Consider the following 26,488-nt stretch of genomic DNA (forward strand, 5'->3'; position numbering starts at 1 on the left):
ACGATCCGGACCGCTAGCCCACTTGATGTTGCGACCGCTCACGAAAGCGGAAAAATGTCACTTTTCTGAAACAATTCCTGAAAACTGCATCCTTGCCGCGCCGCAAAGCCGTTGAGCCAGCGTGTCAAACAGGTTCCGTCAGATGTCTTAACAAGTGCTGAAGCGGCCTGCGCTTTGTCCGGTTATGCCGCCTGCCCCGCCGAAAAGCCCGATGCCCAGGCCCATTGAAAATTATAGCCGCCGAGCCAGCCGGTGACATCGACACATTCGCCGATGAAATAGAGGCCGGGCACGTCGCGTGCCCGCATGGTGCGGGAATCGAGAGCCTTGGTATCGATACCGCCCAACGTTACCTCGGCGGTGCGGTAGCCTTCCGAGCCGGCGGGTGTGATGGCCCAATCCTTGATAGTGAGACAGAATGCATCGATGGCCTTGTCGGAGAGATCGGCGAGCGGCCGGTTGCTGAGGCCGGCGGTCTCCGTAAAGAACTGTGCCAACCTTTTTGGTAGAGCTTCGGCCAAAGCAGTCTGCAGTGCCTGACGGCCATTCTCCTTGCGCGCCGCCTTCAACAGAGCGGCGATATCGACATGCGGCAAGAGGTTGAGGCGGATATCACCGCCCTCGCGCCAGTAGGAGGATATCTGCAGGATGGCTGGACCGCTCAAGCCACGATGGGTGATCAGCAAGGCTTCCTCGAACATCGTCTTGCCACAGCGCACCTGCGCATCGACAGCAACGCCGGCAAGGGCATTCAGGCTCTCAAGCTGTGTTGGATCAAGCGTCAACGGCACCAGTCCCGGACGTGTTTCGACCAGAGGCAGACCGAACTGCTCGGCAATCTTATAGGCAAAACCGGTCGCGCCCATTTTCGGGATCGACTTGCCGCCGCTGGCAGCGATCAGCGATGAACAATCGATGGCCCCATCCGCCGTCACGATCCGGAAGCCGGACACGGTTTTGTCGACTGTCTGGACCTGTGCGCCAAGCCGCAGAACCGCGCGAGCCTCCTTCATCTCGGTCAGAAGCATGCGGATAATGTCCTTGGCGGTGTCGTCGCAGAACAGCTGGCCAAGCGTCTTTTCATGCCAGGCGATATTGTAGCGATCGACCAGACTGATGAAATCGTGCGGCGTATAACGCGCCAAGGCCGACTTGCAGAAATGCGGATTGGCGGAGAGAAAGTTCTTCGGGCTCGCATGGATATTGGTGAAGTTGCAGCGCCCGCCACCCGAAATACGGATCTTCTCGCCCGGCGCCTTGGCATGATCGAGCACAACGACGCGGCGGCCGCGCTTGCCCGCCTCGATCGCCGCCATCATGCCGGCGGCCCCTGCCCCGATTATCACCACGTCGAACTGTTCAGCCAAGACATCCATTCCCGTTTCAGTTTCCTTTCGAAGGCAAGGGCACCAAAGTCAATCGCTGTTGCTGCGATGAGCGCGAATACAGCCTGTACGGCGGCAAAAGTCCCGGTTTTCACCCTAGCCAATTGCCAAACTGTGGCTATGATGCCCCATCCGAACCCAAAACCGGTGATTTATGCCCGTCAGAAGAAATGCTGCCCAACCAACTGCAAGGACTGTCAAGAGCACGAAAATACCCGCCGCACTGCAATCTCCACGCGGAGTGAAAACCTGGAAGGAAGCCGCCGACTGGCTGAAGATTCGCGGTATCGAAGATATCGAATGCATCACACCTGATATTGCCGGCGTTCCGCGAGGCAAGATGATGCCGTCTTCGAAGTTTACCTCCAACACCTCCCTTGCACTGCCCTCGGCGATCTACCGCCACACGATTTCCGGCGAATATCCCGAAGAAACGGGCAACTTCCGATATGACAGCCGCGACAGCGACATCAAGCTGGTGCCCGACCTTTCGACCCTTTCGGTCGTTCCCTGGGAGAGTGACCCGACGGCGCAGGTGATCTGCGACATTGCGGGTTCGCAGGGCGAGAAGGTTCCCTATACCCCGCGCAACGTCCTGAAGCACGTTCTCGACCTCTATCACCAGAGGGGCTGGAAGCCGGTCGTCGCACCGGAAATCGAATTCTATCTGGTCGCCAAGAACGAGGACCCGGATTATCCGTTGCATCCGCCGAAGGGCCGCTCCGGACGCGCCATCCAGGGTGGACAGGGCTATTCGATCGCCGGCGTTAACGAATTCGACGAACTGATCGACGACATCTACCACTTCTCGGAAAAGCAGGGTCTCGAGATCGACACGCTGATCCACGAGGAAGGTCCGGCGCAGCTGGAAATCAATCTTCGCCATGGCGATCCGATCGAGCTTGCCGACCAGGTCTTCATGTTCAAGCGGACGATCCGCGAAGCGGCGCTGAAGCATGGCATCTATGCGACCTTCATGGCCAAGCCGATGCAGGCGCAGGCCGGTTCCGCCATGCACATCCACCAGTCCGTCATCGAAGTGAATACCGGCCGAAACCTGTTTTCCAATGCCGATGGCTCGCCGTCCAAGGAGTTCTTCTCCTTCATCGGCGGCATGCAGACGTTTGTCCCGAAGGCGCTGTCGATGATGGCCCCTTACGTGAACTCCTACCGGCGGCTGACGCCTGACATGTCGGCACCGGTCAACAACGCCTGGGGCTATGACAACCGGACGACGGCGTTTCGCATTCCCGTTTCGGAACCCGTCGCCCGGCGTGTCGAAAATCGCCTGCCAAGCTCGGACGCCAATCCTTACCTGGCGCTCGCGGCTTCGCTCGGCTGCGGTTATCTCGGCATCATTCAGGGACTGGAGCCATCGGCACCGGCGGACGCTTCGGCAGATAAAGGGACGATCGATCTGCCCCGGGGCCTGCTGGAAGCCGTGTCGCTGTTGGAGGCAGAACCAGCTTTTGCCGAGATCTTCAGCCCGGAATTCATCGCCATTTACGGCGGTGTGAAGCGGGGCGAGTTCGAAACCTTCATGCAGGTGATCAGCCCCTGGGAGCGCGAATACCTGCTTCTCAATGTCTGATCCGAAAGGTGCCGCCATGCCATGGCAAAGCCCGATCTCGCCGGGGATCTCCTGGTATGAGTCCAACATACCGGAGCGGCCGGAATATCCGGCCCTCTGCGGCTCGGTGGAGACCGATGTCGCCATAGTCGGCGGCGGCTTCACCGGTCTGCAAGCGGCGTACAATCTGGCGCTGAAGGGCGTTCGCGTTACGCTGATCGATGCCTGCCGCTTCGGCGACGGCGCGTCCGGCCGCAATGGCGGCCAGCTCGGCACCGGCCAGCGCTGGTCTCCCGAAGAGATGGAAGGAACGCTCGGCTTCGAACGGTCCAAGGCTTTGTTCGATCTGGCGGAGGACGCGAAGAAACACCTTCTCGACTTTGCATCCGTGCATGGCATCGATATCGAATATGTCGAGGGCCAGCTGAACGTCTGCCACAAGCAACGCCTCGAAAAAGAGTACCGCGAAAGCGTCGAGATCGCCGCTTCGCGCTATGGTTATGCGCACCAGAGCTTCATGGAACGGGACGAAACCTTGGCTCGGCTCGGCTCGGAGCGCTATCTGTTCGGCATCCGCGATACCGGCACCGGCCATATCCAGCCGATGAAACTGCTGGTCGGCCTGGCAAAACAGGCGGTTCTCGCCGGCGCCTCGCTGCATGAGCAGACCAAGGCGTTGAAGATCAACCAGGCCGGTGGCCGCGTCACCATCGAGACGGACAAGGGCACCATCCGCACCGACCGCGCCCTGATTGCCTGCAATGGCTATATCGGCAATCTCGAACCGGTGACCGCACGGCATGTCATGCCGATCCGCTCGTTCATCGGCGCCACCAAGGTTCTCAGCGATTTCCCCGATGTGCTGCCGGGCGGCGAAGCCGTTGCCGATTCGCGCTTCGTCGTGCGCTATTTTCGTAAGTCGCAGGACGGGCGATTATTGTTTGGCGGCCGCGAGGCCTATACCGCGGACAATCCGCTCGACATTTCCGACCATATTCGCCGCCAGATCAGTGAAATCTATCCGTCGCTGGCAAATATCGAGATGACCCATGCCTGGGGCGGTTCGGTCGGCATCACCCTGCCGCGACAGCCTTTCGTGCGCGAGGTCATGCCAGGCGTCACCTCGATCGGCGGCTATTCCGGCCATGGCGTCATGCTGTCAAACTATTGTGGCAAGCTCTATTCCGATATGGTGACCGGCAACCGCTCGGACCTCGACCTGTTCCGGGAGTTGAACATTCCGGCATTTCCGGGCGGCACGCGGTTCCGCTCCGTGCTTTTGTTCGTTGCACTCAGCTGGTATGCCTTGCGCGACAAGTTTTAAAAGCCGCACCTGAAAGGCGGACGAAACGCATTTTGTTGCGTCGCACCCTAGCGCTTTTAAATCGATTAGATTATACACTCCTCAGACCAGAACGAGATCGAGATTTCTCATGAGCAGCCAGATCATTCCTGTGGAACCCTTTGACTATGTGGTTTTCGGAGGCACCGGCGACCTTGCCGAGCGCAAATTGCTTCCTGCCCTTTATCATCGTCAGCTGGACGGCCAACTGAGCGACCCGACCCGTATCATCGGCGCATCACGCAGCGTGCTCAGCCACGAAGAATACCGCAAGTTTGCAACCGACGCCCTCAAGGAACATCTGAAGGCAGGCGAATACGATGAGGCGCAGGTCAAGATTTTCACCGACCGCCTGTTCTACATTCCCGTCGATGCCAAGTCGGACAATGGCTGGGACCAACTGAAGGCCCTTTTGGACGAAGGCAAGGAGCGCGTGCGCGCTTTCTATCTCGCTGTCGCCCCAGGGATTTTCGGCGATATCTCCGAAAAGATCCGCGACCACAAGCTGATCACCAAAATGACGCGCATCGTCGTCGAAAAGCCGATCGGCCGCGACCTTGCCTCGGCACTCGAGCTCAACGACACGATCGGCAAAGTGTTCAAGGAAGAACAGATCTTCCGCATCGACCATTATCTCGGCAAGGAAACCGTGCAGAACCTGATGGCTCTGCGCTTTGCCAACACGTTGTACGAACCGCTGTGGAACTCGTCCTACATCGATCATATCCAGATCACCGTTGCCGAGTCGGTCGGGCTGGAAAGCCGTGCCGGCTACTACGACAAGGCGGGCGCGCTGCGCGACATGGTGCAGAACCACATTTTGCAGCTTCTCTGCCTCGTGGCGATGGAAGTTCCGCCGTCGATGAACGCGGAAGCTGTGCGCGACGAAAAGCTGAAGGTGCTGCGCGCGCTGAAGCCGATCAACCCCAGCAATGTCGAGAAGATGACGGTTCGTGGCCAGTACAAGGCGGGCGCTTCGGCCGGCGGTGCGGTCAAGGGCTATCTTGAAGAGCTCGAAGGCGGCGTGTCCAACACCGAGACCTTCGTCGCCATCAAGGCTGAGATCAACAACTGGCGCTGGGCTGGCGTTCCCTTCTACATCCGTACCGGCAAGCGCATGGCCGGCCGTATGTCGGAAATCGTCATCAGCTTCAAACCGATCCCGCATTCGATCTTCGACGAGGCCGCCGGCCGGATCGCTGCCAACCAGCTGATCATCCGCCTGCAGCCGGACGAAGGCGTCAAGCAATCGCTGATGATCAAGGATCCCGGTCCGGGCGGCATGCGCCTGCGCAACGTCTCGCTCGACATGACATTCGCCGAAGCCTTCAATGCCCGCAGCGCCGACGCCTATGAGCGCCTGCTGCTCGACGTGGTGCGCAACAACCAGACGCTGTTCATGCGCCGCGACGAAGTCGAGGCCGCATGGCGCTGGGTCGATCCGATCCTGAAATCCTGGGAAGCCGTCAACCAGCAGGTCCAGGCCTATACGGCCGGCACCTGGGGACCGAGCCAGGCGATCGCGCTGATCGAGCGGGACGGCCGCACATGGCATGAAGTGATCTGAGGATAAGGCCATGACGGCTGCGATGCATACATTTGACGACGGAGCGGCCCTTGCGGACGGCTTGGCAGACGCGGTGGCGGTTGCCCTGTCGGCAGCGATTGCAGAGCGCGGCGAAGGCACCATCGCCGTCTCCGGCGGTTCGACGCCCAAGGCGTTCTTCAAGGCCCTGTCCGGCAAAGCTATCGACTGGCCGAAGGTCACCGTGACACTTGTCGATGAACGCTTCGTCGAGCCGGACAGCGACCGCTCGAACGAGAAGCTGGTTCGCGACAATCTGCTGATCAACGCGGCCGCAGCAGCAAAACTGCAGCCGCTCTACTATCCGGCGGCGACGGCCGAAGAAGCAGCAGCCGCTGCCACCAAGCAGACCGCCGCTCTCGGCTGTCCCTTCGACGTCGTCATTCTCGGCATGGGCGGCGACGGACATACGGCCTCGTTCTTTCCGGGCGGCTCGCGCCTTGCCGAGGCGCTTGATCCAGCCACGCCTCGCGGCGTGATGACGATGGAAGCCGATGGTGCGGGTGAACCGCGCCTGACATTTACATTCTCCAGCCTTCAGGATGCCCGACTTCTGGTGCTCCATATCGAGGGAACGGCCAAGAAGGACGTCCTTGCCAAGGCTGAAGCGCCCGGTGACGAGGCGGAGATGCCGATCCGGGCCATATTGCACCGGGCAGCCTCCCCGCTTCAGATCTACTGGGCACCCTAAAGCGGGTCGCGATCCTTCAGGATCGCTTCCTGCGTTTAGGTCTTTGATTATACGCATGTCGTTATCGCAAAACCGCTGCACACTTTTGCACGACATGCTTTAAGCCCGACATCCGGGGACCCAAGACCCGGATAACCGAAACCATGCAGACCACAGGGGTGCCGAACACTCCGGAACAGGATTGCCATGTCCGCCGACAGCCGTATTGCCGCGATCACCGCCCGCATCGTCGAACGCTCGAAACCCTATCGCGAGCCCTATCTGGCCCGCGTTCGCTCGGCAGCATCCAAGCGCGTCAACCGGTCGGTTCTCGGCTGCGGCAACCTTGCCCATGGCTTTGCCGTCTGTTCCCCCTTGGAAAAGGTGGCCCTTTCCGGCGACGAGGTGCTGAACCTTGGGATCATCACCTCCTACAATGACATGCTGTCGGCGCATCAGCCGTTCGAAACCTATCCGGCACTGATCCGCCAGGCGGCCCATGACGTTGGCGGCGTGGCGCAGGTGGCGGGCGGCGTTCCTGCCATGTGCGACGGTGTTACCCAAGGACAACCGGGCATGGAGCTTTCGCTGTTTTCCCGGGACCTGATTGCCATGGCTGCAGGCGTCGGCCTGTCGCACAACATGTTCGACTCCACCGTTTATCTCGGCGTCTGCGACAAGATCGTTCCCGGCCTGATGATCGCCGCCATGACCTTCGGCCATCTGCCTGCCGTGTTCATCCCAGCCGGTCCAATGACCACTGGCCTGCCGAACGACGAAAAGTCGCGCGTCCGCCAGCTGTTTGCCGAAGGCAAGGTCGGACGCGACGAACTGCTCGAAGCGGAATCGAAGTCCTACCATGGCCCGGGCACCTGTACCTTCTACGGCACCGCCAATTCCAACCAGATGCTGATGGAGATCATGGGCTTTCATCTGCCCGGCGCCTCCTTCATCAATCCGGGCACGCCGTTGCGCGACGCATTGACCCGGGAAGCCACCAAGCGCGCACTGGCGATCACCGCACTCGGCAACGAGTTCACGCCTGCCGGCGAAATGATCGACGAGCGCTCGATCGTCAACGGCGTTGTCGGCTTGCATGCGACGGGCGGCTCGACCAACCACACGATGCACCTCGTCGCCATGGCCCGTTCGGCCGGCATCGCGCTGACCTGGCAGGATATTTCGGAGCTTTCCGACATTATCCCGCTGCTCGCCCGCGTCTATCCGAACGGCCTTGCCGACGTGAACCATTTCCACGCGGCCGGTGGCATGGGTTACCTGATCAGCCAGCTTCTCAAGCATGGCCTGCTGCATAACGACGTCCGCACCGTTTTCGGCCAAGGGCTCGACGCCTATGCGATCGATGTCAAGCTGGGCGTAAACGGCACCGTCGCGCGCGAACCGGCGCCGGACGTCAGCCACGATCCCAAAGTGCTTTCGACCGTCGAACATCCCTTCCAGCATTCCGGCGGCCTGAAGATGCTGACCGGCAACCTTGGCAAGGCCGTCATCAAGATTTCGGCGGTCAAGCCGGAGCGCCATGTTATTGAAGCACCGGCCAAGATTTTCCACGATCAGTCGGAACTGCAGACGGCCTTCAAGGAAGGCAAGCTCGAGGGCGACTTCATTGCCGTCGTCCGCTTCCAGGGGCCGAAGGCCAACGGCATGCCGGAATTGCACAAGTTGACCACGGTGCTCGGCATCCTGCAAGACCGCGGCCAGACCGTGGCACTCGTCACCGACGGCCGCATGTCCGGCGCTTCCGGCAAGGTGCCGTCGGCCATCCACATGACGCCGGAAGCAAAGGATGGCGGGCCGATCTCCAAGATCCGCGAAGGCGACATCATTCGGCTGGATGCCATCCACGGGACGATCCAGGTGCTTGTCGATGCCGCCGAGCTAGCCGGCCGGGCCCCGGCCGAAGCCGATCTGTCGGACAATGAATTCGGCATGGGCCGCGAGCTGTTCGCCCCGTTCCGCGCGGCAACGGGCTCCGCCGATCACGGCGCCAGCGTCTTCTTTCACTGAACTCAAAAGCCCTCGATGGAAAATCTGGGGCTTTTTCGTGAACGCTTGATCAGGGTAGCGGCCCCGGATGCATATCGCTCCGGCCATCATAGCGTTCGATGTTCAGCTCGAAAATATCAATGCCCTCGATACACCGGGCATTCACAGACACCCGCTCACCGGGATAACCGCTGCGCATCAGGGCCACGCCGCAGGTCGGGCAGAAATGGTGCCCCTCTGTAATGCAGCGCCAGACATAGGTGGACATGCGCCGCTTTTCGCTGATAAGCGTCACCTTGCTCGCGGATATTTTCCAATGCAGGAAGCCGGAACGCCGGCAAGTCGAGCAGTTGCATTCGACGACCTCGGAAATCTCGTCATCGACTTCAAGGCACAGATCACCACAATGACATGAAAGGCGATAGGGTCGGTTCATCGGCACTTTTCTCGCTTCTCTCGCTCAAACCCTATCAATCCGCCTCTCGCCTTCGAAGTCAAGCGGAGGTCACGACGATGCGTGCATGGTTTTCCCAAGAGAAAAACAGAGCGCGCAACCATGGCGACAGGAGGAAGAAATCAACTGTAGATGTCGAGTACGCGGTTGCGGTGGTTCGGGTGCGTCGAATAGACGAAAATGCGGTTGAGATCACGCTCGGACATCAGTCGCAGGAAGCGCGCTTCGATGATGTTGTTGGCATGCACGCGCTTGACGATGCAGCCGACCATGCCGATGCGGGCACTGGGAACATCGAGATAGAAATTCTGCGGCAGCTTGAATTGCGTGGCGATGCCTATAACAGCACTGCTTTTCGATATTTTCAAGAGTTCGCAGCGGCGCGAGGTGAGGTTAAGCATGCCGTTTTCGGTGTACTCGATCCGGGCATCATTGCGCGTGTCCTCCATCGGGAAATTGGCTTCCCGATCGTACATGAAGGACTCTTCCTTGCTGAGATATGTCGGTCTATCGGATGCCTGTCCCCGCATCTTTCTGCTCCATGCCCTTTGTTTTTTGAAACATTAGCGGCGGAGATTTAACAGAGCGTGAGTCAGTGACCGATTCTGACACAACACGCGTAAAAAAACCGCCCAGACCTGCAGCCCAGGCGGGTTTTAAACATTCCGCCCCGTTCTACGTCCGGTAGCTTTTTCCGCCCGCATCGAAAAGATGCAGCTTTGCCTTATCGGCGGTGAAGCGCACCTTCTCGCCGCGCTTGATGTCGAGGATACCCGGCACCTTGGCGATGATCGGCTCGTTGGCAACCAGCCCTTCGATATAGAGCAGCGTCACTTCGCCCAGGGCCTCGATGATGGCGACAGTGCCTTCGAACAGGAAGCTGTCGCCGGTCGAGACGCGCAGGTCTTCCGGCCGCACGCCGAAGCTTGCCGCCTTGCCGTTTTCGGAAGCCGCGGTCGGAATATCGAGAACATCCGTCTTGCCGCCAGGCAATTCCACCGTGGTCTCAGCTCCGGTTCCAACGATCTTGGCCGGAATGATATTCATCGCCGGCGAGCCGATGAAGCGGGCGACAAAGAGGTTGGCCGGACGCTCATAGAGTTCCAGCGGCGGGCCGACCTGCTCGATATGACCGGCGGAGAGCACGACGATGCGGTCGGCAAGCGTCATCGCCTCCACCTGGTCGTGGGTCACGTAGATCATCGTCGTATCCGGCATGGATTCGTTCAGCTTGGCGATCTCGATGCGGGTGGCAACACGCAGCGCTGCATCGAGGTTCGACAATGGCTCGTCAAACAGGAAGACTTTCGGATCGCGGCAGATGGCCCGGCCGATGGCAACGCGCTGGCGCTGGCCGCCGGAGAGCGCCTTGGGCAAACGGTCGAGATATGCGGTCAGTTGCAGAATATCGGCGGCGGCGCGAACGCGGCGGTCGATCTCTTCCTTGGATTCCTTGGCGATGCGCATGCCGAAGGCCATGTTGTCATAAACGGTCATATGCGGATAAAGCGCATAGGACTGGAAGACCATGGCGATGCCGCGCTGCGATGGCGGCACCTCGTTGACCAACCGCTCGGCGATATACATTTCGCCGCCGGAGATTTCCTCAAGGCCGGCGATCATCCGCAACAGCGTCGACTTTCCGCAGCCGGACGGTCCGACGAAGACGACGAACTCGCCCTGCTTGATATCCAGATCGATGCCATGGATGACATCCACCGCGCCATAGGACTTGCGGATATTCTTCAGTTGCAAACCTGCCATGTCATCCTCCCCTTCATTCTCTCGTTTTTCGCCGGCTCCTTATTCATTGGAACCGGTTTGATCTCATTCATTCGACCTGGGCGAAAAAGCCGCTCCAGGCCGGTATCGTGATGGTGCCGCCGTTCAATGCCGATCCGAAGCCATGACCTTCCAGCACGTCGAGTTTTTCAACCGGGCGCTCGGTGGTGACAGGCTCGGCACTCATATTGAACAGGCACAGGATCGTCTCGTTGCCGAATTTGCGCTCGAAACCGAGCAGCGGCGCCGGGTAAGGGCGAAACTCGATCTCACCCTTGGCAAGGGCCGGATGCTGCTTGCGGAATGTCAGAAACCGCCGGTAATGGTTGAGCACCGAATTCGGGTCCGACTGCTGTTCGGAAACGGCGCGGCCGAGATGTTCCTTCGGCACCGGCAGCCAGGGCTTTCCCTCACCGAAGCCGCCATTGACGGCGTTCTTGTCCCAGACCATCGGCGTACGGCAGCCGTCGCGGCCCTTGAAGTCGGGCCAGAACTGGATGCCGTAGGGATCCTGCAGGTCTTCGAAGGCGAGATCGGCTTCCGTCAGGCCAAGCTCTTCGCCCTGATAGATACAGACGGAGCCACGCAGGGTCATCAGCAGGCTGGCGAGGAACTTCGCATGCGCCTGATGATCTGCGATACCCTGGCCCCAGCGGGTAACGTGGCGCACGACGTCATGGTTGGAAAACGCCCAGCAGGCCCAGCCTTCCGGTGCGGCACGGGCAAAATCATGCAGAACCTGCGCGACGCTCGACGGCGTCAACGGATCGGGCGCCAGGAATTCAAAGGCGTAGCACATATGCATCTTGTCGTTGCCGGACGTATATTGCCCGGCAATCTCGAGGCCGATCTGGCTGTCGCCGACTTCGCCGACGGCGGCGATTGCCGGGAATTCATTCATGACAGCGCGGAAACGCTTGAGGAATTCGAGATTTTCAGGCCGGTTTTTGTCGTAGAGATGTTCCTGATAATTGTACGGATTGACCGCCGGTGCCGTATTGGCATTGCGGCGCTCCGGCGCCAGCGCCGGGTTGTCGCGCAGTTCCAGATCGTGGAAGTAGAAATTGATCGTATCCAGCCGGAAACCATCGACGCCGCGTTCCAGCCAGAAGCGTTCGACGGCCAGAAGTGCGTTCTGAACCTCGGGATTGTGCAGGTTGAGATCCGGTTGCGAGGTCAGGAAGTTGTGCATGTAATATTGCAGGCGTGTCGGATCCCATTGCCAGGCCGAGCCGCCGAAGATCGACATCCAGTTGTTCGGCGGCGTGCCGTCCGGCTTGGAATCGGACCAGACATACCAGTCTGCCTTCGGGTTGAAGCGACTGGAACGGCTTTCGACAAACCACGGATGCTGGTCCGAGGTATGAGACAGAACCAGATCGATCATCACCCGGATGCCGAGGCGGTGGGCCTCGGCGATCAACGCGTCAAAATCGGCAAGCAGACCGAAGATCGGATCGACGCCGGTATAGTTCGATACGTCATAGCCGAAATCCTTCATCGGCGACGTGAAGAACGGCGAGATCCAAATCGCATCGACGCCGAGCGAGGCGACATGCGGCAGGCGGGCAGTAATGCCCTTCAGGTCGCCGATGCCGTCGCCGTTCGAATCCTGGTAGGAGCGCGGATAGATCTGGTAGATCACCGCGCCACGCCACCAGTCCTGGTCGGCCTGCAATGTGGAACCACTTGCCTGGGTCATGCTCGTATTCATTCCTGTAGACGTCCTTGTACTATCGAAAAGTCTCAGCCGCCCTTGACCGATCCTGCCAGCAGGCCACGCACCAGGTAGCGCTGCAGAGTGAAGAAGACGATCAGGGGCACGATGATGGTGATGAAGGCCGAGGCCGTGAGGATTTCCCAGTTGCCGCCGCGCGAGCCGAGCAGGTTGACCAGACGGCCGGTGAGCACCAGCTCGTCGTTGCCGGTTCCCAGGAACACCATGGCGACCAGAAGATCGTTCCAGGTCCAGAGGAACTGGAAGATCGAGAACGACGCCAGCGCCGGGAAGGACAGAGGCAGGATGATCTTGATGAAGATGTCGAAATCGCTGGCGCCATCGACGCGGGCCGATTCCATGATTTCGCGTGGCAGGCCGGCCATGTAGTTGCGCAGCAGATAGATGGCGAGCGGCAGGCCGAAGCCCATATGCGCCAGCCAGATGCCGACATAGGTCTTGGCCGGAACACCGAGAAACGCACCGACGCCATTGTAGAGTTTCAACAGCGGGATCAGCGACATCTGCAAGGGCACGACCAGAAGGCCGACGACCACGGCGATCAGGATTGCCCGGCCGGGAAACTTCATCCAGGCCAATGCGTAAGCAGCAAAGGCTGCGACGAGGATCGGGATGATCGTGGCGGGAATGGCGACGGTCAGCGAGTTGATGAAAGACGAACCGATGCCGGCGGCGCGCATGACTTCACGATAATTGTCGAAGGTGAAGCGTGGCGGGACGGCGGCGGTATAGAAGATACGCTGGCCGCGCGAGCCGTCCATGCGGGTCGGCGAAACGATCTCGTAACTGCCGTCGTCCTTGACGGTCAATGTCTGGCCGTCGCCGATGTCGGCGACCGCGCCGGCCGCGAATGCAGTGGGCTGCAGGGGCCGGAAACCGAAGGCCGAAACCTTCGCATTCCTGCTCTCCAGAAGATTGCCCGCGATGACGAACTTGCCGTCACGTTCGACCTGCTCGTCGGGCGGGGCAGCGCGGCCGGTCAGGTTCTGCGACGACGTGGAAAGAGCCGTCCACCAGCCGGACACGGCAAGCTGGTCCTTGTCGCGCAGCGACGAAATCAACAGGCCGGCGGTTGGCAGGGTCCAGAGGACGACGAGCAGGATGACGGAAATATGGACAACCCAGACCAGTGGCGAGCGGGAAGAAGCAATCATCTCAGTGGCCCTCCATTTCCTTGGCAGCGTTGCGGATGTTCCAGATCATGATCGGGATCACCAGCACCATGATGATGACGGCGATCGCGGCGCCGCGGCCGAAGTCACCGCCACCGCGGAACATCCAGTCGAACATCAGATTGGCGAGAACCTGGCTTTGCCACTGCCCGTTGGTCATGGCGAGCACGATATCGAAGACCTTGAGCACCAGGATGGTGATGGTGGTCCAGACGACGGCGATCGTGCCCCACATTTGCGGGATCATGATCTTGAAGAAAATCTGCAATCCGTTGGCGCCGTCGATGACGGCCGCCTCGATGGTTTCTTCCGGGATGCCGCGCAGGGCGGCTGACAGGATGACCATGGCAAAGCCGGTCTGGATCCAGATCAGGATCACCATCAGGAAGAAATTGTTCCAGAAGGGCAGCGTCACCCAGGCCTCCGGGGTGCCGCCGAAATAGACGACGACGGCGTTCAGGAGGCCGATCTGAGCGGTGCCTTCGGCGCGGTAGTCGTAGATGAATTTCCAGATGACCGAGGCGCCGACGAAGGAGATCGCCATCGGCATGAAGATCAGCGTCTTGGCGATATTTCCCCACCAGATGCGATCGGTCAGGGCTGCAATGATCAGGCCGAAGAACGTCGCTGCTGCCGGCACAACCAGCAGCCAGAGGAAATTGTTGTAGATCGACTGGCGGAATTCGCCGTCGTTGAACATCCAGATGAAATTGTTCAGGCCGACGAAATTCTCGCCCGCCCTGTCATGCAGACTGAGCCAGACGGAGGCGATCACCGGATAGATCAGGTAAATGGTCAGCGACAACAGCGCCGGACCGAGGAAAAGCCATGGCCGGATGGCATTGGTGATGCGCAGGTTGCGCGAGGCGACCGGTCCCGTCAAACCCTTGGATGGAAAGAGCTTGTCAAGGATCCAGTTCGTGCCGAAGAAATAGGCGGCGCAGCCGAGAACCCCGGTGGCCATCGTGGCGATGGCGAATATCAACTGCTGCATGGCAACTTCCTCCCCCAGGAATGTAAGGCCGGATACGCGGCCTGCCTGCCCTTGTTGCGTCAGTATCCCGGCCTTTCGGGAGATCACACGCGACCAGAATAGTCACACCGTTTGTTCTGCCCCAGCCGGATGTGCGGCTGGCAAGGGTGTGTTCATTCAAAAGGGCTTCTTGTGTCAGCTTTCCCCGAGCCGTTCCACCGCACCCACTCTACCGAGCGGAAGGGCAGGCGGCATTTCAGGCCCGGCAGTCTTTTGATTTTGGCTCCGGGATATTTCGCCCGGAGCCGCTTTTCGATGAACAGGCAGGCGATCCTACTTGATCGAATCCCATGCCTTCTGGATGCCGTCAGAGACGTCCTTGGCCGACTTGCCGCCGACATAATCGACCATGCCGGTCCAGAATGCGCCGGCGCCGATCTTGCCGGGCATCAGGTCGGAACCGTCAAAGCGGAAAGTGGTGGCGTTCAGCAGGATTTCGCCCTGCTTCTTCATCGGGCCATTGGCATAGGCATCCTTGTTGGCGCTTTTCAACGGCGTCAGGAAGCTCGACTGAGCCATCCAGACTTCATGCGCGATCGGCGTTTCGAGGAACTCGATGAAGGCGCGAGCCGCCGGGGTGTCCTTGGTGATCATCGCCAGCGTACCGGCGCCGAGCACCGGATTGCCGAGGTCCGGTTTGCTGGCGTAAGGCGGCATGTAGAAGAAGTCCGCGTCTTCGCCGACCTTGGTGCCTTCCGGGAAAAACGATGGAATGAACGATGCCTGATGGTGCAGGTAGCACTTCGGCGGCGAGGCAAACAGACCCTTCGGGCTGTCGCGGAAGTCGGCGGAAGCAACGGCTGCTGCACCGCCATCGACATTCTTGTCGTTCTTGGCAAACCAGCCGAATTCATCGATGGCGCCGACGACGGCCGGATCGTTGAACGGGATCGCGTTGGTGACCCACTTGTCATAGACGTCGGCCGGCTGCGTGCGCAGCATCATGTCCTCGACCCAGTCGGTGGCCGGCCAGCCGGTCGCACCGCCGGAACCCAGACCAATGCACCACGGCGTGCCGCCATCGGCGACGATTTTTTCCGTCAGGGCCTTCAGCTCTTCCATGGTCTTCGGAACTTCATAGCCCGAATCCTCGAAATTTTCCGGCACGTACCAGACCAGCGACTTCACGTCGATCTTGTAGGGGAATGCGTAGAGTTCCTTCTTGCCGTCCTTGCCGGCATAGGTCGACAGATCGACCCAGGACTGGCCAGCGGCATAATTGTCGAGCAGCCACTTCTGGGTCTTTTCGCCAAGCGGTGTCAGGTAACCCTTCGACGCCAGATCGGCGATCAGGCCCGGCTGCGGCAGGATGGCGACATCCGGGGGACTGCCGGCCTGGGTGTCGATGACGATCTGCTGTTCGTAGTTTTCGGACGAGGAATATTTCACCTCGACGCCGGTCGCGTCGCGGAAATAGTCGAGCATGGACTCGGCCAGCGCTTCGTCTTCACCGCGCCATGGACCAAAGATGGTCAGCGTCTGACCCTTCAGGTCATGGCTCTTCTTGAACTCTTCGAAGCTTGCCCAGTTGAACTTGGAATCTTCGCCCGGCTTGAATTTCAGTTCGGCCGCATGCGTGGCTCCTGCCACAAGCGCAAGCGCCGCCACTCCCAACAAGAATGTTCTCTTCACGTCATTTCCTCCCAAGAAAGACCCGACTCATTGATGCCGGGCGAACACCACAGCGCCGCCAAAATTCAAAGCGCTTTGAGTTTGCTAACAAACCATTGCGATAGGTATCAAGTCAAGAGCTTTCCCGCAACGGTCGAACAAAGGCCTCTTTCCTGCAGTGCAGCGAAGGTTTGCGCTGCACTGAAGCTGATTTTTCTGGTTGATGAGCAAAGCCGATGATACAAAATTCGTCGCGCATGAAGATTGAAAGCAAAAACAAAATAAAAATCAAAGCGCTTTGGGAGTGCGCGCTTGTCATGAACGTGAATTTGAAGCAGCTGGCGGAGATGTTGGGCCTGTCGCAAACGACAGTCAGCCGGGCGCTCAACGGCTATCCGGAAGTCAACGCCGAAACGCGCCAGCGAGTCCTGAATGCCGTGCGCGAAACCGGCTATCGGCCGAACCGCGCCGCCCAAAGGCTGGCGACAGGCCGGGCCGGATCGATCGGACTGGTGATGCCGATCGCCCGGGGCATCGATTCCGACGTGCATTTCGGCGAATTTCTGGCCGGGCTCGGTGAAGAATCCGTCCGGCACGATTTTCATTTCGTCATCAATCCGAGCGCACCCGACGACGAGGAATCCACTTTCAAGCGGCTGGCCGCCAGCGGCAATGTCGATGCGCTGTTTCTCGCCTATGTGCGTGCCAACGATCCACGCATCGCCATGCTGAAATCTCTGTCGATCCCGTTCGTCGTCCATGGCCGGGCGATCGACCAGCCGGCCGATTATCCGTTTCTGGATATCGACAATACCGGCGCCTTCTATGATGCGACCCGCCTGCTTATCCAGTTGGGACACCGGCGCATCGCGCTGATCAACGGGCCGGGAAACCTGACCTTCTCCGTTCGCCGCATGAAGGGAATGCGGCGCGCGCTTGAAGAAAACGGGCTGCAGTTCGATGAAGGCCTGGTCCAGAATTCACTGATGACCGACGAATACGGCCACCGCGCCATGCAGCAATTCCTGGAGCGGGATCAGCCTCCAACGGCCGTTCTCTGCTCCAGTACCGTGATCGCGCTTGGCGCCGTCAGGGCGATCAACAGGGCGGGTCTGCAGATGGGCGAGGATATCTCGCTGATCGCTCATGACGACGTGCTGCCGATGCTGAAGCCTGAGAACTTCAGCGTGCCGCTGACGACGACGCGCTCATCCCTGCGCGCAGCCGGCGCCAGGATCGCCACCCGGCTGATTTCCCGCATTCTCAAGACAGGCGACTATCCGGAACAGGAACTGTGGCGCACAGAACTGATCGTCAGGGCCTCGACAGGCCCTGCCCCGAAATCTTAGGGCTGCGGCCCTCAGCCCGATCAGAACTTCGGCGCGACCTTGCCAGCCTTGCGATAGGCGGCAATCACCGTGTTGGCCATCAGCATCGCGATGGTCATCGGACCGACACCACCCGGTACAGGCGTGATGACGGCTGCCACCTTGGCGCATTCCTCAAAGGCGACATCGCCGACCAGACGGGACTTGCCCTCGCCCTTTTCCGGCGCCGCGATGCGGTTGATGCCGACATCGATGACGGTGGCGCCGGGCTTGATCCAATCGGCCTTGACCATTTCCGGACGGCCGACGGCGGCGACCAGGATATCGGCGTTGTGGCAGACGGCGGCCAAGTCCTTGGTGCGCGAATGGGCGATGGTCACCGTCGCATTGGCGGCCAGCAGCAGCTGTGCCATCGGCTTGCCGAACAGGTTGGAGCGGCCGATGACGACGGCGTTGAGGCCTGACAGGTCCTCGCCATGCGTGCGCTTGACGAAGACCATGGCGCCGGCCGGGGTGCAGGATACGAGGCCGCCATCGAGATCGCCGGTCGCCAGCTTGCCGGCATTGACGACATGAAGGCCGTCAACATCCTTTTCCGGCAGGATGGACTGGATGATGGCTTCCGAATTGAAATGTTTCGGCAGAGGCAACTGCACGAGAATGCCGTGAAGCGTTTCGTCCTTGTTGAGTGTCTGGACCAGAGCGGCCAGCTCTTCCTGCGTCGTCTCTTCCGGCAGCGTGTGCTGGACCGAGGTGAAGCCGCACTCCTTGGCCATCTTGCTCTTGGAAGAGACGTAGGCGTGGCTTGCCGGGTCGTTTCCGACGATGACGACGGCGAGACCGGTCTTGACGCCGGTCTGTTCGGTCAATGCCTGCGATGCGGTTTTCACGGCATCGATCACCGACGCTGCAACTTCTCTGCCATCAATCACGGTCGTCACGGTGTTCTCCCAGATTCTCGTTTGTTCTGTTCAGTCTAGTTTCAGCAAAAAATAGCGGTGGCCTCAATGCGTCCTATGCTGTTCAGATCGAATAAATTCAAGGCAGGACCAATGATGGCAGTGCGAAAACACCGTTGCGGCCCGATTTTCTTGCATTTCTGAGAAGATGGGCCGCGCTCGCCGCCGCCTGGATGCGAGACCGCTAATAGCGGCCGCCGGCCCGCAGCTTCGTATAGTGTTCGACGCGGTAGCGCAGGGCGCGCAGGTTTTCCTGAACGTGAGCGATGCCGCTATCGTCAGCGTCCTTCTCCTGCATCTCGCGCAGATAATCCCTCAGATCGGGCGGTGTCGTGTCCTGACGCTGAGGAAAGACGGAGAGAGCCGCAGCAGAGGCAGCCGCGTGATGAGCCGAGGGCATAAGCGGCCGGTATTCCGCAGTTGCCGGAGGAGATTCAACGGCATGGCGCTGCGTTCCCGCACCATCCGGATGATGATCGTCCCTGCCCGGCGGATCGCGTTGCGGAGTGGCCGCGACCGTACGGTTCGACCGTTGGAGAAGATCCTTGAGGCTGCGATAGGCACCGAGCATGACACCCAGTCCGACGCCTGCCATGAAGCCGGCGATCATACCGCCAATCGCGATCAGCTTGCGCGAAGGTCCGGCTGACTGCAACGGTGGTTCCGCCGAGGAAATCACCCGGATATTCTTTGAGGTCAGCTTTTCCTCCTGGCCAGTTTCGCTTGCCCGCTTCAGGAAGGATTCGTAGATCATCCGCGTCGCATTGGCCTTACGCTCCAGCTCGCGCAATTCGATGAAGCTGGCCGACGAATTGACCTGCTGCGCCTTCAAGACAGCCAGCTGCTGAATCAAGTCCTTCTCGGTCCGGATGGCCCTGTCCAGTTCGGTCTGCGCGGCCGCTTCGATGCGGCGGAGTTCGTTGCCGATTTCCGAACGTGCGACCTCCAGCGACTGGACGGCCGCAAGTCTCTGCGGATGCCGGGGACCAAGGCTTGCATCCAGTGCGCCCAACTGTGCACGGGCTTGGGAATATTGCTTGCGCAGTTCCTGCAGCGCAACCGAGCTGAGTTCTTCCGGGAACGCGCCGGTGAGCACATCATCCAGCCGGGTCTTTGTGACGACCTCGACTTTCGCCCTCGCATCGGCGATACGGTTTCGCACGGCGCCGACCTGATCGTTTAGGGAAAACAATTGCTTGTCTGAAATCAGCTCACCACCGGCGCCAACGATATCATGGTCAGCCTTGTATTTCTCGACCGCATTTTCAGCCATATCGAGCTCTGTCTGAAGCTCCTTCAGGCGGCTGTCGAGAGCAGCGGTGGTCCGCTGGAAGAACCCGGATTGGGCTGCCTGTTCCTCGTTCAGGAAGGTGGTCACCAAGCGATTGGCGATCAGCGCCGATTTTGCCGGGTCCCGGCTTTTCACATCGACTGTGACGATGAAGGTCTTCGGATCACGTGACACCGTTACCGCGTTGCTTAGTTTTTCCAGCGTCTGCGGGCTGACCCCGGATGCAGGCATAGGCTGCGCCTTGCGGGGGGAGAAGATTTCGCGGATGAGGCCGATCCCGGCTGAAAGGCCGCCTCTGCCGGCGGAGGCGCCACCGAATTCCGGATCACGATCGAGCCCCATGTCGAGGGCAACCTTTTCCAGAACCGTTCGGGAACGCAACACTTCCAACTGACTGTCAACCAGGGCCAGGATCGCTTCGGTCGCCAGGCTTTCCTTGGATAGATCGGAATCCGTCAACCGCACTTCGCGCGGATCGACGTAGAGCTTGCTTTCGGCCACATAGACACTTGGTGTCGACATCGCGATGAGCACTCCGCCGACAGCACCAACAATTGTCAGGACCACGATGATTTTTCGCACCTGCCAGACGGAGGTCAGGATCGTCGTGAGATCGATCAGCGGCCGGTCCCGTTGCTCTGTATAGGATTCGGAATTGGCCGCAGGAACGTAGGCAGGCGCGTCTGGAACTTCGGAAGTCCGCGCTGGCTCGGTCTTGCTGCTCTTGAACCAACCCAAAAGGCGGGCAGTTATTTTCTCAGAAACCGCTGCTTCGGGCAGGCGGACCGGTTGCGTCCCATCGACGGGCGATTTCGGTTTGACAGCGGGACCGCCCAACCGATTCAATAACTCGTTTGCATTACGCGCGACGGGAGCAGCGGCACGAGCCGATGTCCTTGAACGCAACAATCCGTCGCGCTCAATCGATGCCCGATCGAAGAGGGGCTGGCGAGCCACGGTCCGCTTGTTATCTTCCGGATCAAACATCAATGCCTGCAAACACCCGTAACCGGGCAAAGTGACTAGTTATGAATGAAGCTTAAGTTTTTGTGGCAAACAAACCGTTAACAAGTTGCGGTTACCTCGCTTGCAATCAAGAACAACCTGCAATCTCAAACTGCTCATTAAGCTTTACCGGTTAGAAACGGGACTGACCATTCGGACCCCACTCGTGATCGATTTTGCAAAGACCCTCTACGCGCGCCATAGCAGCGTCATTCACGCCTATATCTCGATGACAAGCGGGTCGGCGGGCAGGCTTGTGCTGTCGCTGGTCTATTTCATCTGTATCGCCAACGGGCTTTCGATCGCCGAGTTCGGTCTTTTTGCCACCGCATCCGCAGCCGGCATCATGATTTCACGCGTGCTCGCCTTCGGCTTCATGTCACCGCTCTATCGCGTTGCCACCGTCAAGCCGCTGCTGGTGGGTACCTATAGTGCCGGGTTTGCCGCCGGCGCCCTGTTGTCGCTGCCATTGATCGCAGTTCTCTGTCTTGCGGTTTACTATGCTGTTTTCGCCCGCGATATCGGGCTTCCGGTTTTCCTCGGTTTCATGGCCGCCGAAATCATATGCTGGCGTGGGCTGGAGGTCGTGGTCATTGTCCTCAACGGGCTCGGGCGCTTTGGCCGGGCTGCCCTGCTTGTGATCATCGGAACGGGCATCCGGACCGCGGCAGCGCTGGCGTTTTCGCTGCTGCATTTCGCTTCGCTCGGGACATGGTCGCTGTTTTATCTCGGGGCCAACGTACTTGCCCTCTTGATCGCGGTCATCTGGTTTTATCCGAAGGTACGGTTGCGCTGGCGCCTACACCTTTATATCCGACGCTGGGGAGATTCGGTTTCGGTCGCCGGTGCCGAGGTGCTGTTCTATATCCAGTCGGAGTTCGACAAGATCGCAGTCCTCGCAATCGGCGGGCCGGAAGTCTCCGGGGTCTACGCGATCATCATGCGGCTTGCCGACCTTACGGCGTTGCCGGTACGTTCGTTCAACACGCTGCTGGTTCAGAAGATCATGCGGGTGCCCGGTACCATCTCGTCCTGGCGTACCCGGCTGACAATCGAAGCCCTGGTGGCGGCCATATCTTTCCTGGCAATCGCTGCCATGGCAATCTATCTCTGGATTTTTCCGTATGGGCTTGGAAACAACGTCGCTCAGGCCGCGTCCTATCTTATGGCCGTCCTTCTCGTGCCCTCGTTCCGCAACCTGATCGAGTATCACTCGGAATTGCTCTATGCGACGGGCCGCACCGTGCGCCGGATGACCAATCTGGTGATTGCCGGGATCGTCAAGGTCGCCTTGCTCACCGCCGTCTTCAAGACAAGTACGGACACCGCCTATTGGGCACCCCTGCTGAACGGCGTCTATCTGGCGCTCTACGTCGCATCCTTCGCCCTCACCTACAGCGCGCTCCGCCGTGAAAAGGGCCGCGTCATCTAAGCAGTATCACGCGGCGCGTTCGAGGACGACGTTGCGGATATCGGCGAGATCATGGCCGACGAAGGACTGAACGCCGATGCCGATCTGGTGTGGTGCCATTTCGCGCATGAAATGCCTCAGCCCGCTGATATCACGCGCATAACTGTCGTCGAACCACAGGACGTGGCAGAGCCCATCGGGCGAAGCAGCATGGCCCTTGCCCATCAATACCTCATCGACGAAACGGCCATAGATGGTGCATTCCGAGAATTGCCGTGACCGGATGATGGCGCGGATCCAACTGCGGCCATGCAGCGCTTCGACATGATCGAGCAGCGCACGGCAACTATCGGTGCGCCAGGCGATCAATGTGTTGATATAATCGTTGGCCGGCAGGCTATAGGGGCCGATGCCGAGCAGGCGGTCGGAATGGGCAAGCCATTCGAGATGATTGGAGCGCATGCGCTCGCCTATCCCGCCATCCTTGCGATAGTGGGTCAACCGGTCGCCCTGCCACAGGCTTGCCGGATCGAAGTCACGCAGGATGACCACATCGGAATCAACGGCAAACATCGCCGCCTCTTCGATATGCCGGGACAAGGCCAGACGGCGCAGCTGCTGAACGTGCCAGCCGCGCAAAGGCAGGCTGTATGGACTGACCCAGAGCTTGCGGCGCCCTGCCGACATCGGATCGGGAATGGCGCGCAACCACCAAGGCAACAAATCGCTCTCACTGATGACTTGCCGGCGCGTGCCTTCCAACTGCCGGAACAGCGCGACGTCGAAGGCGGCGACGAGCAGATAATGGACCCAATCGCCTTTCAGGCGCATGTCCATGCTCTCGCACAGCAGACGGCAACGCTCAAAATCATTGGCGTAGGAGGCTGTAACGACGGCTGTGCGCATCATGGTTTCCGTCAGAACGATCGTGATCCGGCACGCTGGCCGTCGATATTCGACGAGCCCTCACGCCCTTTCAGCTTGTGGCGAAGAACATAGTATATGAATAACGGGTTTCCGAGGATATAACGGCGCCACAAGCGGCGTGGCTCAACGACCAGCCGATGCAGCCATTCCAGACGCAAACGCCGCATTGTCAGCGAAGCGCGCGGCACTTCCTCTGCCATGAAATCGAAAAGTGCGCCGACGCTCAGAACCAGCCGGGCATGGCCCGGGCCGACATGGCGGTCGATCCATTTTTCCTGCTTCGGGCTGCCCATGGCGATCAGAAGGATATCCGGCCTGACGGCACGAACCATGGCCATGACGTTGTCGGATTGCTCAGGATCGAAAAACCCATCTGAGACCGGAATGAACTGGTGCCACGGCGCATGCTTCTGGAAATTTTCCGCTGCGCGCTTGAGAACGTCCGAACGCGCCCCGACCATGGCGACACGGCTCGGTGTCGTCATGTAGGTCATCAACGCCGGCACGAAGTCCGTGCCGTTCAGGTTGGCCGGAAAGGCCTTTCCGTGAAACAGCATGGACGCCAGATCCATGCCGTATCCATCCGGCAGCACGATCTGACGGTTGAGGACGGCCCTATATTCCGGGTCCTGCATCATCAAATTGGCATTGTGGGCGTTGAGGAACGATATCACCGTCTGCCCGATCGGCAGCGAAGCGATTTCGTCAGCAAAGGCGAAGGCATTGGCCCAGCCGAAATCGCAGACCTGCATGTCGAGGATCGGCCGTTGCGACGCGGCGATGGTTGTACCCGGGAAGACATTCATTGGGATTTCCCTCCCTCGCGCGTGGCTAAGCCATACGGTGCACTGTTCGTTTTCCTGGCCATGCCGGGGTTCTGACGGGTTGCCTCAAGCGGCATGCCGAACCGCGAAAGCCCCTCGCGCATCGTCCCGAGCAACAAGTCTTTCTGTGCCTGGTGAAAAGCCGCTCCGGAGCAGCGCTGGCGATTACCAGCCCGAACCTGGGCAACCGTTGCAACCAATAATTGCGTAAAATCAGCCGGATCGTCAGCAACTGCGCAGTTTTCCGGAAGTGCGCCAATGCCGCGCAGCGATGCGCTTGTCGCCACACTTGGCAGGCCTAATTCAAAGGTCTCAATGGTCTTCAGCTGGACACCGGTCCCGCCACGGCTGATCAATGGTATGATTGCGCCGGCCTCAACGAAGGCGCGTGCATCCGGCACCCGTCCAAGCAGGCGCACGCCCGGATGCGCGATCAACGGCGCGTCCGGCAGATGGCCGGCAATACCGATTGACATGTCCGGCGGCAGCAATGGCGCCACTTTCGACAGAAACCAGTCGAGGCCGATGCGGTTGGCCTTCCAGCTCCAGGTGCCGATCAGGGCAAGGTCATGCTCCGGTGCCGTTTCGATACTGCTTTGCGGCAGATCCCAGCGCGTTACCAGCGGCAGGACGGCGGCCCGGCCGGAAACGGCATGGCCGAACCCGAAACGATCAGCCTCGGCAAAGGTCCAGACCGCCGAGGCAGTCTGTGTCAATTGCCGTTCGAGACGGCGCAGATAGTGCGCCTCGCGTTTGAACAGCAGCCTTTCCAGCCGATTGGACGCAGTCGCGGCATTTTCGAGTGCGGAATCCGCCTCAACATTGTGAGCGACGTAGATCGTTGGATATTTCACGAAAATATCGGCGAAGGCGCCGGGCAGCTGCACGGAATTGAGGACAATACCGTCGAACGGCTGCAACCCCTGCAATAGTGTTTCTATTTGAGTGCGCTTGACCTGCAGCATCTTTGCAGAGGAAAGGGTCGTGCGCTTGAGCAAGGCCGCCGTTAGCCAGCGTAACTTCGTTGCCCGGTCGACCCTGGCATTGGTGACTTCGAGTTCGCCAAGCACATGCATGTCTCCGCCCGGAGCCACAGCATGACCCGGCTGCAGATAGCCGATCACGCTCACCCGGTGACCGAGGGCGCGAAGACCGTCCAGGACGGTACGATTGGCGATGTCGAACCCCGATGAAGGGTTCTCTACCGGTACCAGCGAGGAAACGAAAACCAGATGCATGCTGCCACACGAGACTTGAGAACAACTGCCCCAACTGTAGCAACACGGCGTGAAGTCACCTTTAAGCCATTCATTCAAAAGCAAATTCGGAAATTTAGCGTCTGTTTAGGAAGATTTGCTTTAGTGCTTGCCAGATATTCGCCTTTGACAGGTTTCCCCATGCCCCCACCCGCCCAAGATGTGACCGTGTTTTACCAGGCGATGCTTGACGCGGCGGACAATATCGAACTCGTCGTCACCCTGCCGACATTCCGGCGGCCCGAACACCTCTTGAAAACCTTGAGAACCGTTATTTCACAGGCTCCCGGCTGTCCTTTCGCGATCGTCGTCATGGAAAACGATGCCGATGGGCTGGAAGGCGCGAACGCGGCAAAAATGTTCTTTGCCGATCACAGGATCAACGCCCTCGTCGTCGTCGCGCACCAGCGCGGAAATTGCCACGCCTACAATGCGGGCTGGTCTATGGCGCTTGCGACCTATCCCAATCTCAATGCCATCGCCGTGATCGATGACGACGAGATCGCATCGCCGGACTGGCTCGACAGTCTCATTTCGGTACACAAACAGACACATGCCGATCTGGTCGGCGGGCCGCAGCTGCCGGATTTCGAAGACAAGACACGCAACGATCAGAAACGGCACCCGGTCTTCATGCCCCACTACGATACGACCGGCCCCGTTCCGATCCTTTACTCGTCGGGAAACGTGCTTGTTGCCCGGCAGGTGCTCGATGCGATGCCGCGTCCGTTCCTCGATCCGCTGTTCAATTTCATCGGCGGGGGGGACAGCGACTTCTATCGCCGTTGCCGTGAGAAGGGCTTTACATTCGCATGGGCAAAGGAAGCCTGGGTAGCGGAAACCATCCCGGCACGGAGAACGGAAGCTTCGTGGATCAGGGCGCGAAGCCTCAGAAACGGTGCGATCTCAGCGTTGCTTGAACATCGCGCAGCACCGGGGTTTAGTGGCCGCGCCAGGACGATCGCCAAATCGCTGACACTGCTTGCAGCGTCGCCGTTTCGTGGTGTGCGATTGTGGAAATCAAGCACCCTGCCATCCGCAGGGCTTTACCACTTTTACGTGGCGTGCGGCCGTCTGATGATGGAATTTGGAATGGTCAACGAGCAATATCGCAACCCGGAAAAGAACTGACGGGCGC

General features: G+C 59.7%; 21 protein-coding genes. 8 read left to right on the forward strand and 13 right to left on the reverse strand.

Annotated elements, in window-relative coordinates:
- Window positions 1–182 precede the first annotated feature (182 nt).
- Window positions 183–1,367, reverse strand: a complete 1,185-nt coding sequence (locus ACP7E0_RS06275; RefSeq protein WP_426124111.1) for an NAD(P)/FAD-dependent oxidoreductase — start codon at window positions 1,365–1,367, stop codon at window positions 183–185.
- Between the two features lie 172 nt (window positions 1,368–1,539).
- Between ACP7E0_RS06275 and ACP7E0_RS06280 the strand changes: the two genes are divergently transcribed.
- The 5 genes from ACP7E0_RS06280 (at window position 1,540) to edd (ending at window position 8,580) form a co-directional block, all read left to right on the forward strand.
- Window positions 1,540–2,976, forward strand: a complete 1,437-nt coding sequence (locus tag ACP7E0_RS06280) for a glutamine synthetase family protein (RefSeq protein ID WP_426123704.1) — start codon at window positions 1,540–1,542, stop codon at window positions 2,974–2,976.
- Window positions 2,977–2,992: 16 nt separating this feature from the next.
- Window positions 2,993–4,279, forward strand: coding sequence for an NAD(P)/FAD-dependent oxidoreductase (locus tag ACP7E0_RS06285; protein WP_426124112.1), 1,287 nt, complete (start codon window positions 2,993–2,995; stop codon window positions 4,277–4,279).
- A 109-nt stretch (window positions 4,280–4,388) separates the two neighbouring features.
- Entirely contained in the window at window positions 4,389–5,864 is a 1,476-nt protein-coding gene (gene zwf / locus ACP7E0_RS06290; protein ID WP_426123705.1) for a glucose-6-phosphate dehydrogenase, read from the forward strand.
- A 10-nt stretch (window positions 5,865–5,874) separates the two neighbouring features.
- Window positions 5,875–6,573, forward strand: coding sequence for a 6-phosphogluconolactonase (pgl, locus tag ACP7E0_RS06295; RefSeq protein WP_426123707.1), 699 nt, complete (start codon window positions 5,875–5,877; stop codon window positions 6,571–6,573).
- Between the two features lie 186 nt (window positions 6,574–6,759).
- Window positions 6,760–8,580 carry a phosphogluconate dehydratase gene (gene edd, locus ACP7E0_RS06300; protein ID WP_426123709.1) on the forward strand — a complete coding sequence of 607 codons (1,821 nt, stop codon included), beginning with the start codon at window positions 6,760–6,762 and terminating at the stop codon, window positions 8,578–8,580.
- A 49-nt stretch (window positions 8,581–8,629) separates the two neighbouring features.
- Here the strand turns inward: edd and ACP7E0_RS06305 are convergent, their stop codons facing one another.
- The 7 genes from ACP7E0_RS06305 to ACP7E0_RS06335 form a co-directional block, all read right to left on the reverse strand.
- Window positions 8,630–8,995: a GFA family protein gene (locus ACP7E0_RS06305; protein WP_426123710.1), complete on the reverse strand. Its 366-nt coding sequence runs from the start codon at window positions 8,993–8,995 to the stop codon at window positions 8,630–8,632.
- A 140-nt stretch (window positions 8,996–9,135) separates the two neighbouring features.
- Complete coding sequence (locus tag ACP7E0_RS06310; protein ID WP_081927955.1) at window positions 9,136–9,543, reverse strand: hypothetical protein; 408 nt, start codon at window positions 9,541–9,543, stop codon at window positions 9,136–9,138.
- Between the two features lie 145 nt (window positions 9,544–9,688).
- Window positions 9,689–10,777 (reverse strand): ABC transporter ATP-binding protein, encoded by a 1,089-nt coding sequence (locus ACP7E0_RS06315; RefSeq protein ID WP_426123712.1) that lies wholly within the window; start codon window positions 10,775–10,777, stop codon window positions 9,689–9,691.
- A 67-nt stretch (window positions 10,778–10,844) separates the two neighbouring features.
- The gene (locus ACP7E0_RS06320; protein ID WP_426123713.1) at window positions 10,845–12,497 is read right to left on the reverse strand and encodes an alpha-glucosidase; all 1,653 of its coding nucleotides are present in this window, start codon (window positions 12,495–12,497) and stop codon (window positions 10,845–10,847) included.
- A gap of 44 nt (window positions 12,498–12,541) precedes the next feature.
- Window positions 12,542–13,687, reverse strand: a complete 1,146-nt coding sequence (locus ACP7E0_RS06325) for a carbohydrate ABC transporter permease (protein WP_426123714.1) — start codon at window positions 13,685–13,687, stop codon at window positions 12,542–12,544.
- A 1-nt stretch (window position 13,688) separates the two neighbouring features.
- Complete coding sequence (locus ACP7E0_RS06330; RefSeq protein ID WP_426123716.1) at window positions 13,689–14,699, reverse strand: carbohydrate ABC transporter permease; 1,011 nt, start codon at window positions 14,697–14,699, stop codon at window positions 13,689–13,691.
- Between the two features lie 312 nt (window positions 14,700–15,011).
- On the reverse strand, window positions 15,012–16,370 hold the full coding sequence (locus tag ACP7E0_RS06335) for an ABC transporter substrate-binding protein (RefSeq protein ID WP_426123718.1): 1,359 nt from the start codon (window positions 16,368–16,370) through the stop codon (window positions 15,012–15,014).
- Between the two features lie 296 nt (window positions 16,371–16,666).
- Here ACP7E0_RS06335 and ACP7E0_RS06340 point away from each other — a divergent pair, with 296 nt between their 5' ends.
- Entirely contained in the window at window positions 16,667–17,698 is a 1,032-nt protein-coding gene (locus tag ACP7E0_RS06340; RefSeq protein WP_426123720.1) for a LacI family DNA-binding transcriptional regulator, read from the forward strand.
- Between the two features lie 20 nt (window positions 17,699–17,718).
- Here ACP7E0_RS06340 and folD read toward each other — a convergent pair whose 3' ends face one another.
- Both folD and ACP7E0_RS06350 read right to left on the reverse strand, forming a co-directional pair.
- A complete protein-coding gene (gene folD, locus ACP7E0_RS06345; protein WP_426123722.1) occupies window positions 17,719–18,618 on the reverse strand; it encodes a bifunctional methylenetetrahydrofolate dehydrogenase/methenyltetrahydrofolate cyclohydrolase FolD in 900 nt (299 codons plus the stop codon).
- A gap of 202 nt (window positions 18,619–18,820) precedes the next feature.
- Window positions 18,821–20,764: a GumC family protein gene (locus tag ACP7E0_RS06350; RefSeq protein WP_426123723.1), complete on the reverse strand. Its 1,944-nt coding sequence runs from the start codon at window positions 20,762–20,764 to the stop codon at window positions 18,821–18,823.
- Window positions 20,765–21,098: 334 nt separating this feature from the next.
- Between ACP7E0_RS06350 and ACP7E0_RS06355 the strand changes: the two genes are divergently transcribed.
- The gene (locus ACP7E0_RS06355; RefSeq protein ID WP_426123724.1) at window positions 21,099–22,364 is read left to right on the forward strand and encodes a lipopolysaccharide biosynthesis protein; all 1,266 of its coding nucleotides are present in this window, start codon (window positions 21,099–21,101) and stop codon (window positions 22,362–22,364) included.
- A 6-nt stretch (window positions 22,365–22,370) separates the two neighbouring features.
- On the opposite strand, the gene ACP7E0_RS06360 is transcribed toward ACP7E0_RS06355, so the two are convergent.
- The 3 genes from ACP7E0_RS06360 to ACP7E0_RS06370 are packed head-to-tail and all read right to left on the reverse strand — an operon-like array spanning window position 22,371 to window position 25,332.
- The gene (locus ACP7E0_RS06360) at window positions 22,371–23,252 is read right to left on the reverse strand and encodes a DUF6492 family protein (protein ID WP_426123725.1); all 882 of its coding nucleotides are present in this window, start codon (window positions 23,250–23,252) and stop codon (window positions 22,371–22,373) included.
- A gap of 8 nt (window positions 23,253–23,260) precedes the next feature.
- Window positions 23,261–24,076 (reverse strand): WecB/TagA/CpsF family glycosyltransferase, encoded by an 816-nt coding sequence (locus ACP7E0_RS06365; RefSeq protein WP_426123726.1) that lies wholly within the window; start codon window positions 24,074–24,076, stop codon window positions 23,261–23,263.
- The gene (locus tag ACP7E0_RS06370; RefSeq protein ID WP_426123728.1) at window positions 24,073–25,332 is read right to left on the reverse strand and encodes a glycosyltransferase; all 1,260 of its coding nucleotides are present in this window, start codon (window positions 25,330–25,332) and stop codon (window positions 24,073–24,075) included. The genes ACP7E0_RS06365 and ACP7E0_RS06370 overlap by 4 nt, the downstream gene beginning before the upstream one ends.
- Window positions 25,333–25,491: 159 nt before the next feature.
- Here ACP7E0_RS06370 and ACP7E0_RS06375 point away from each other — a divergent pair, with 159 nt between their 5' ends.
- Window positions 25,492–26,481, forward strand: a complete 990-nt coding sequence (locus ACP7E0_RS06375; protein WP_426123729.1) for a glycosyltransferase family 2 protein — start codon at window positions 25,492–25,494, stop codon at window positions 26,479–26,481.
- Window positions 26,482–26,488 lie beyond the last annotated feature (7 nt).

The organism is Pararhizobium sp. PWRC1-1, from assembly GCF_049897905.1.
Lineage (GTDB): Bacteria > Pseudomonadota > Alphaproteobacteria > Rhizobiales > Rhizobiaceae > Pararhizobium.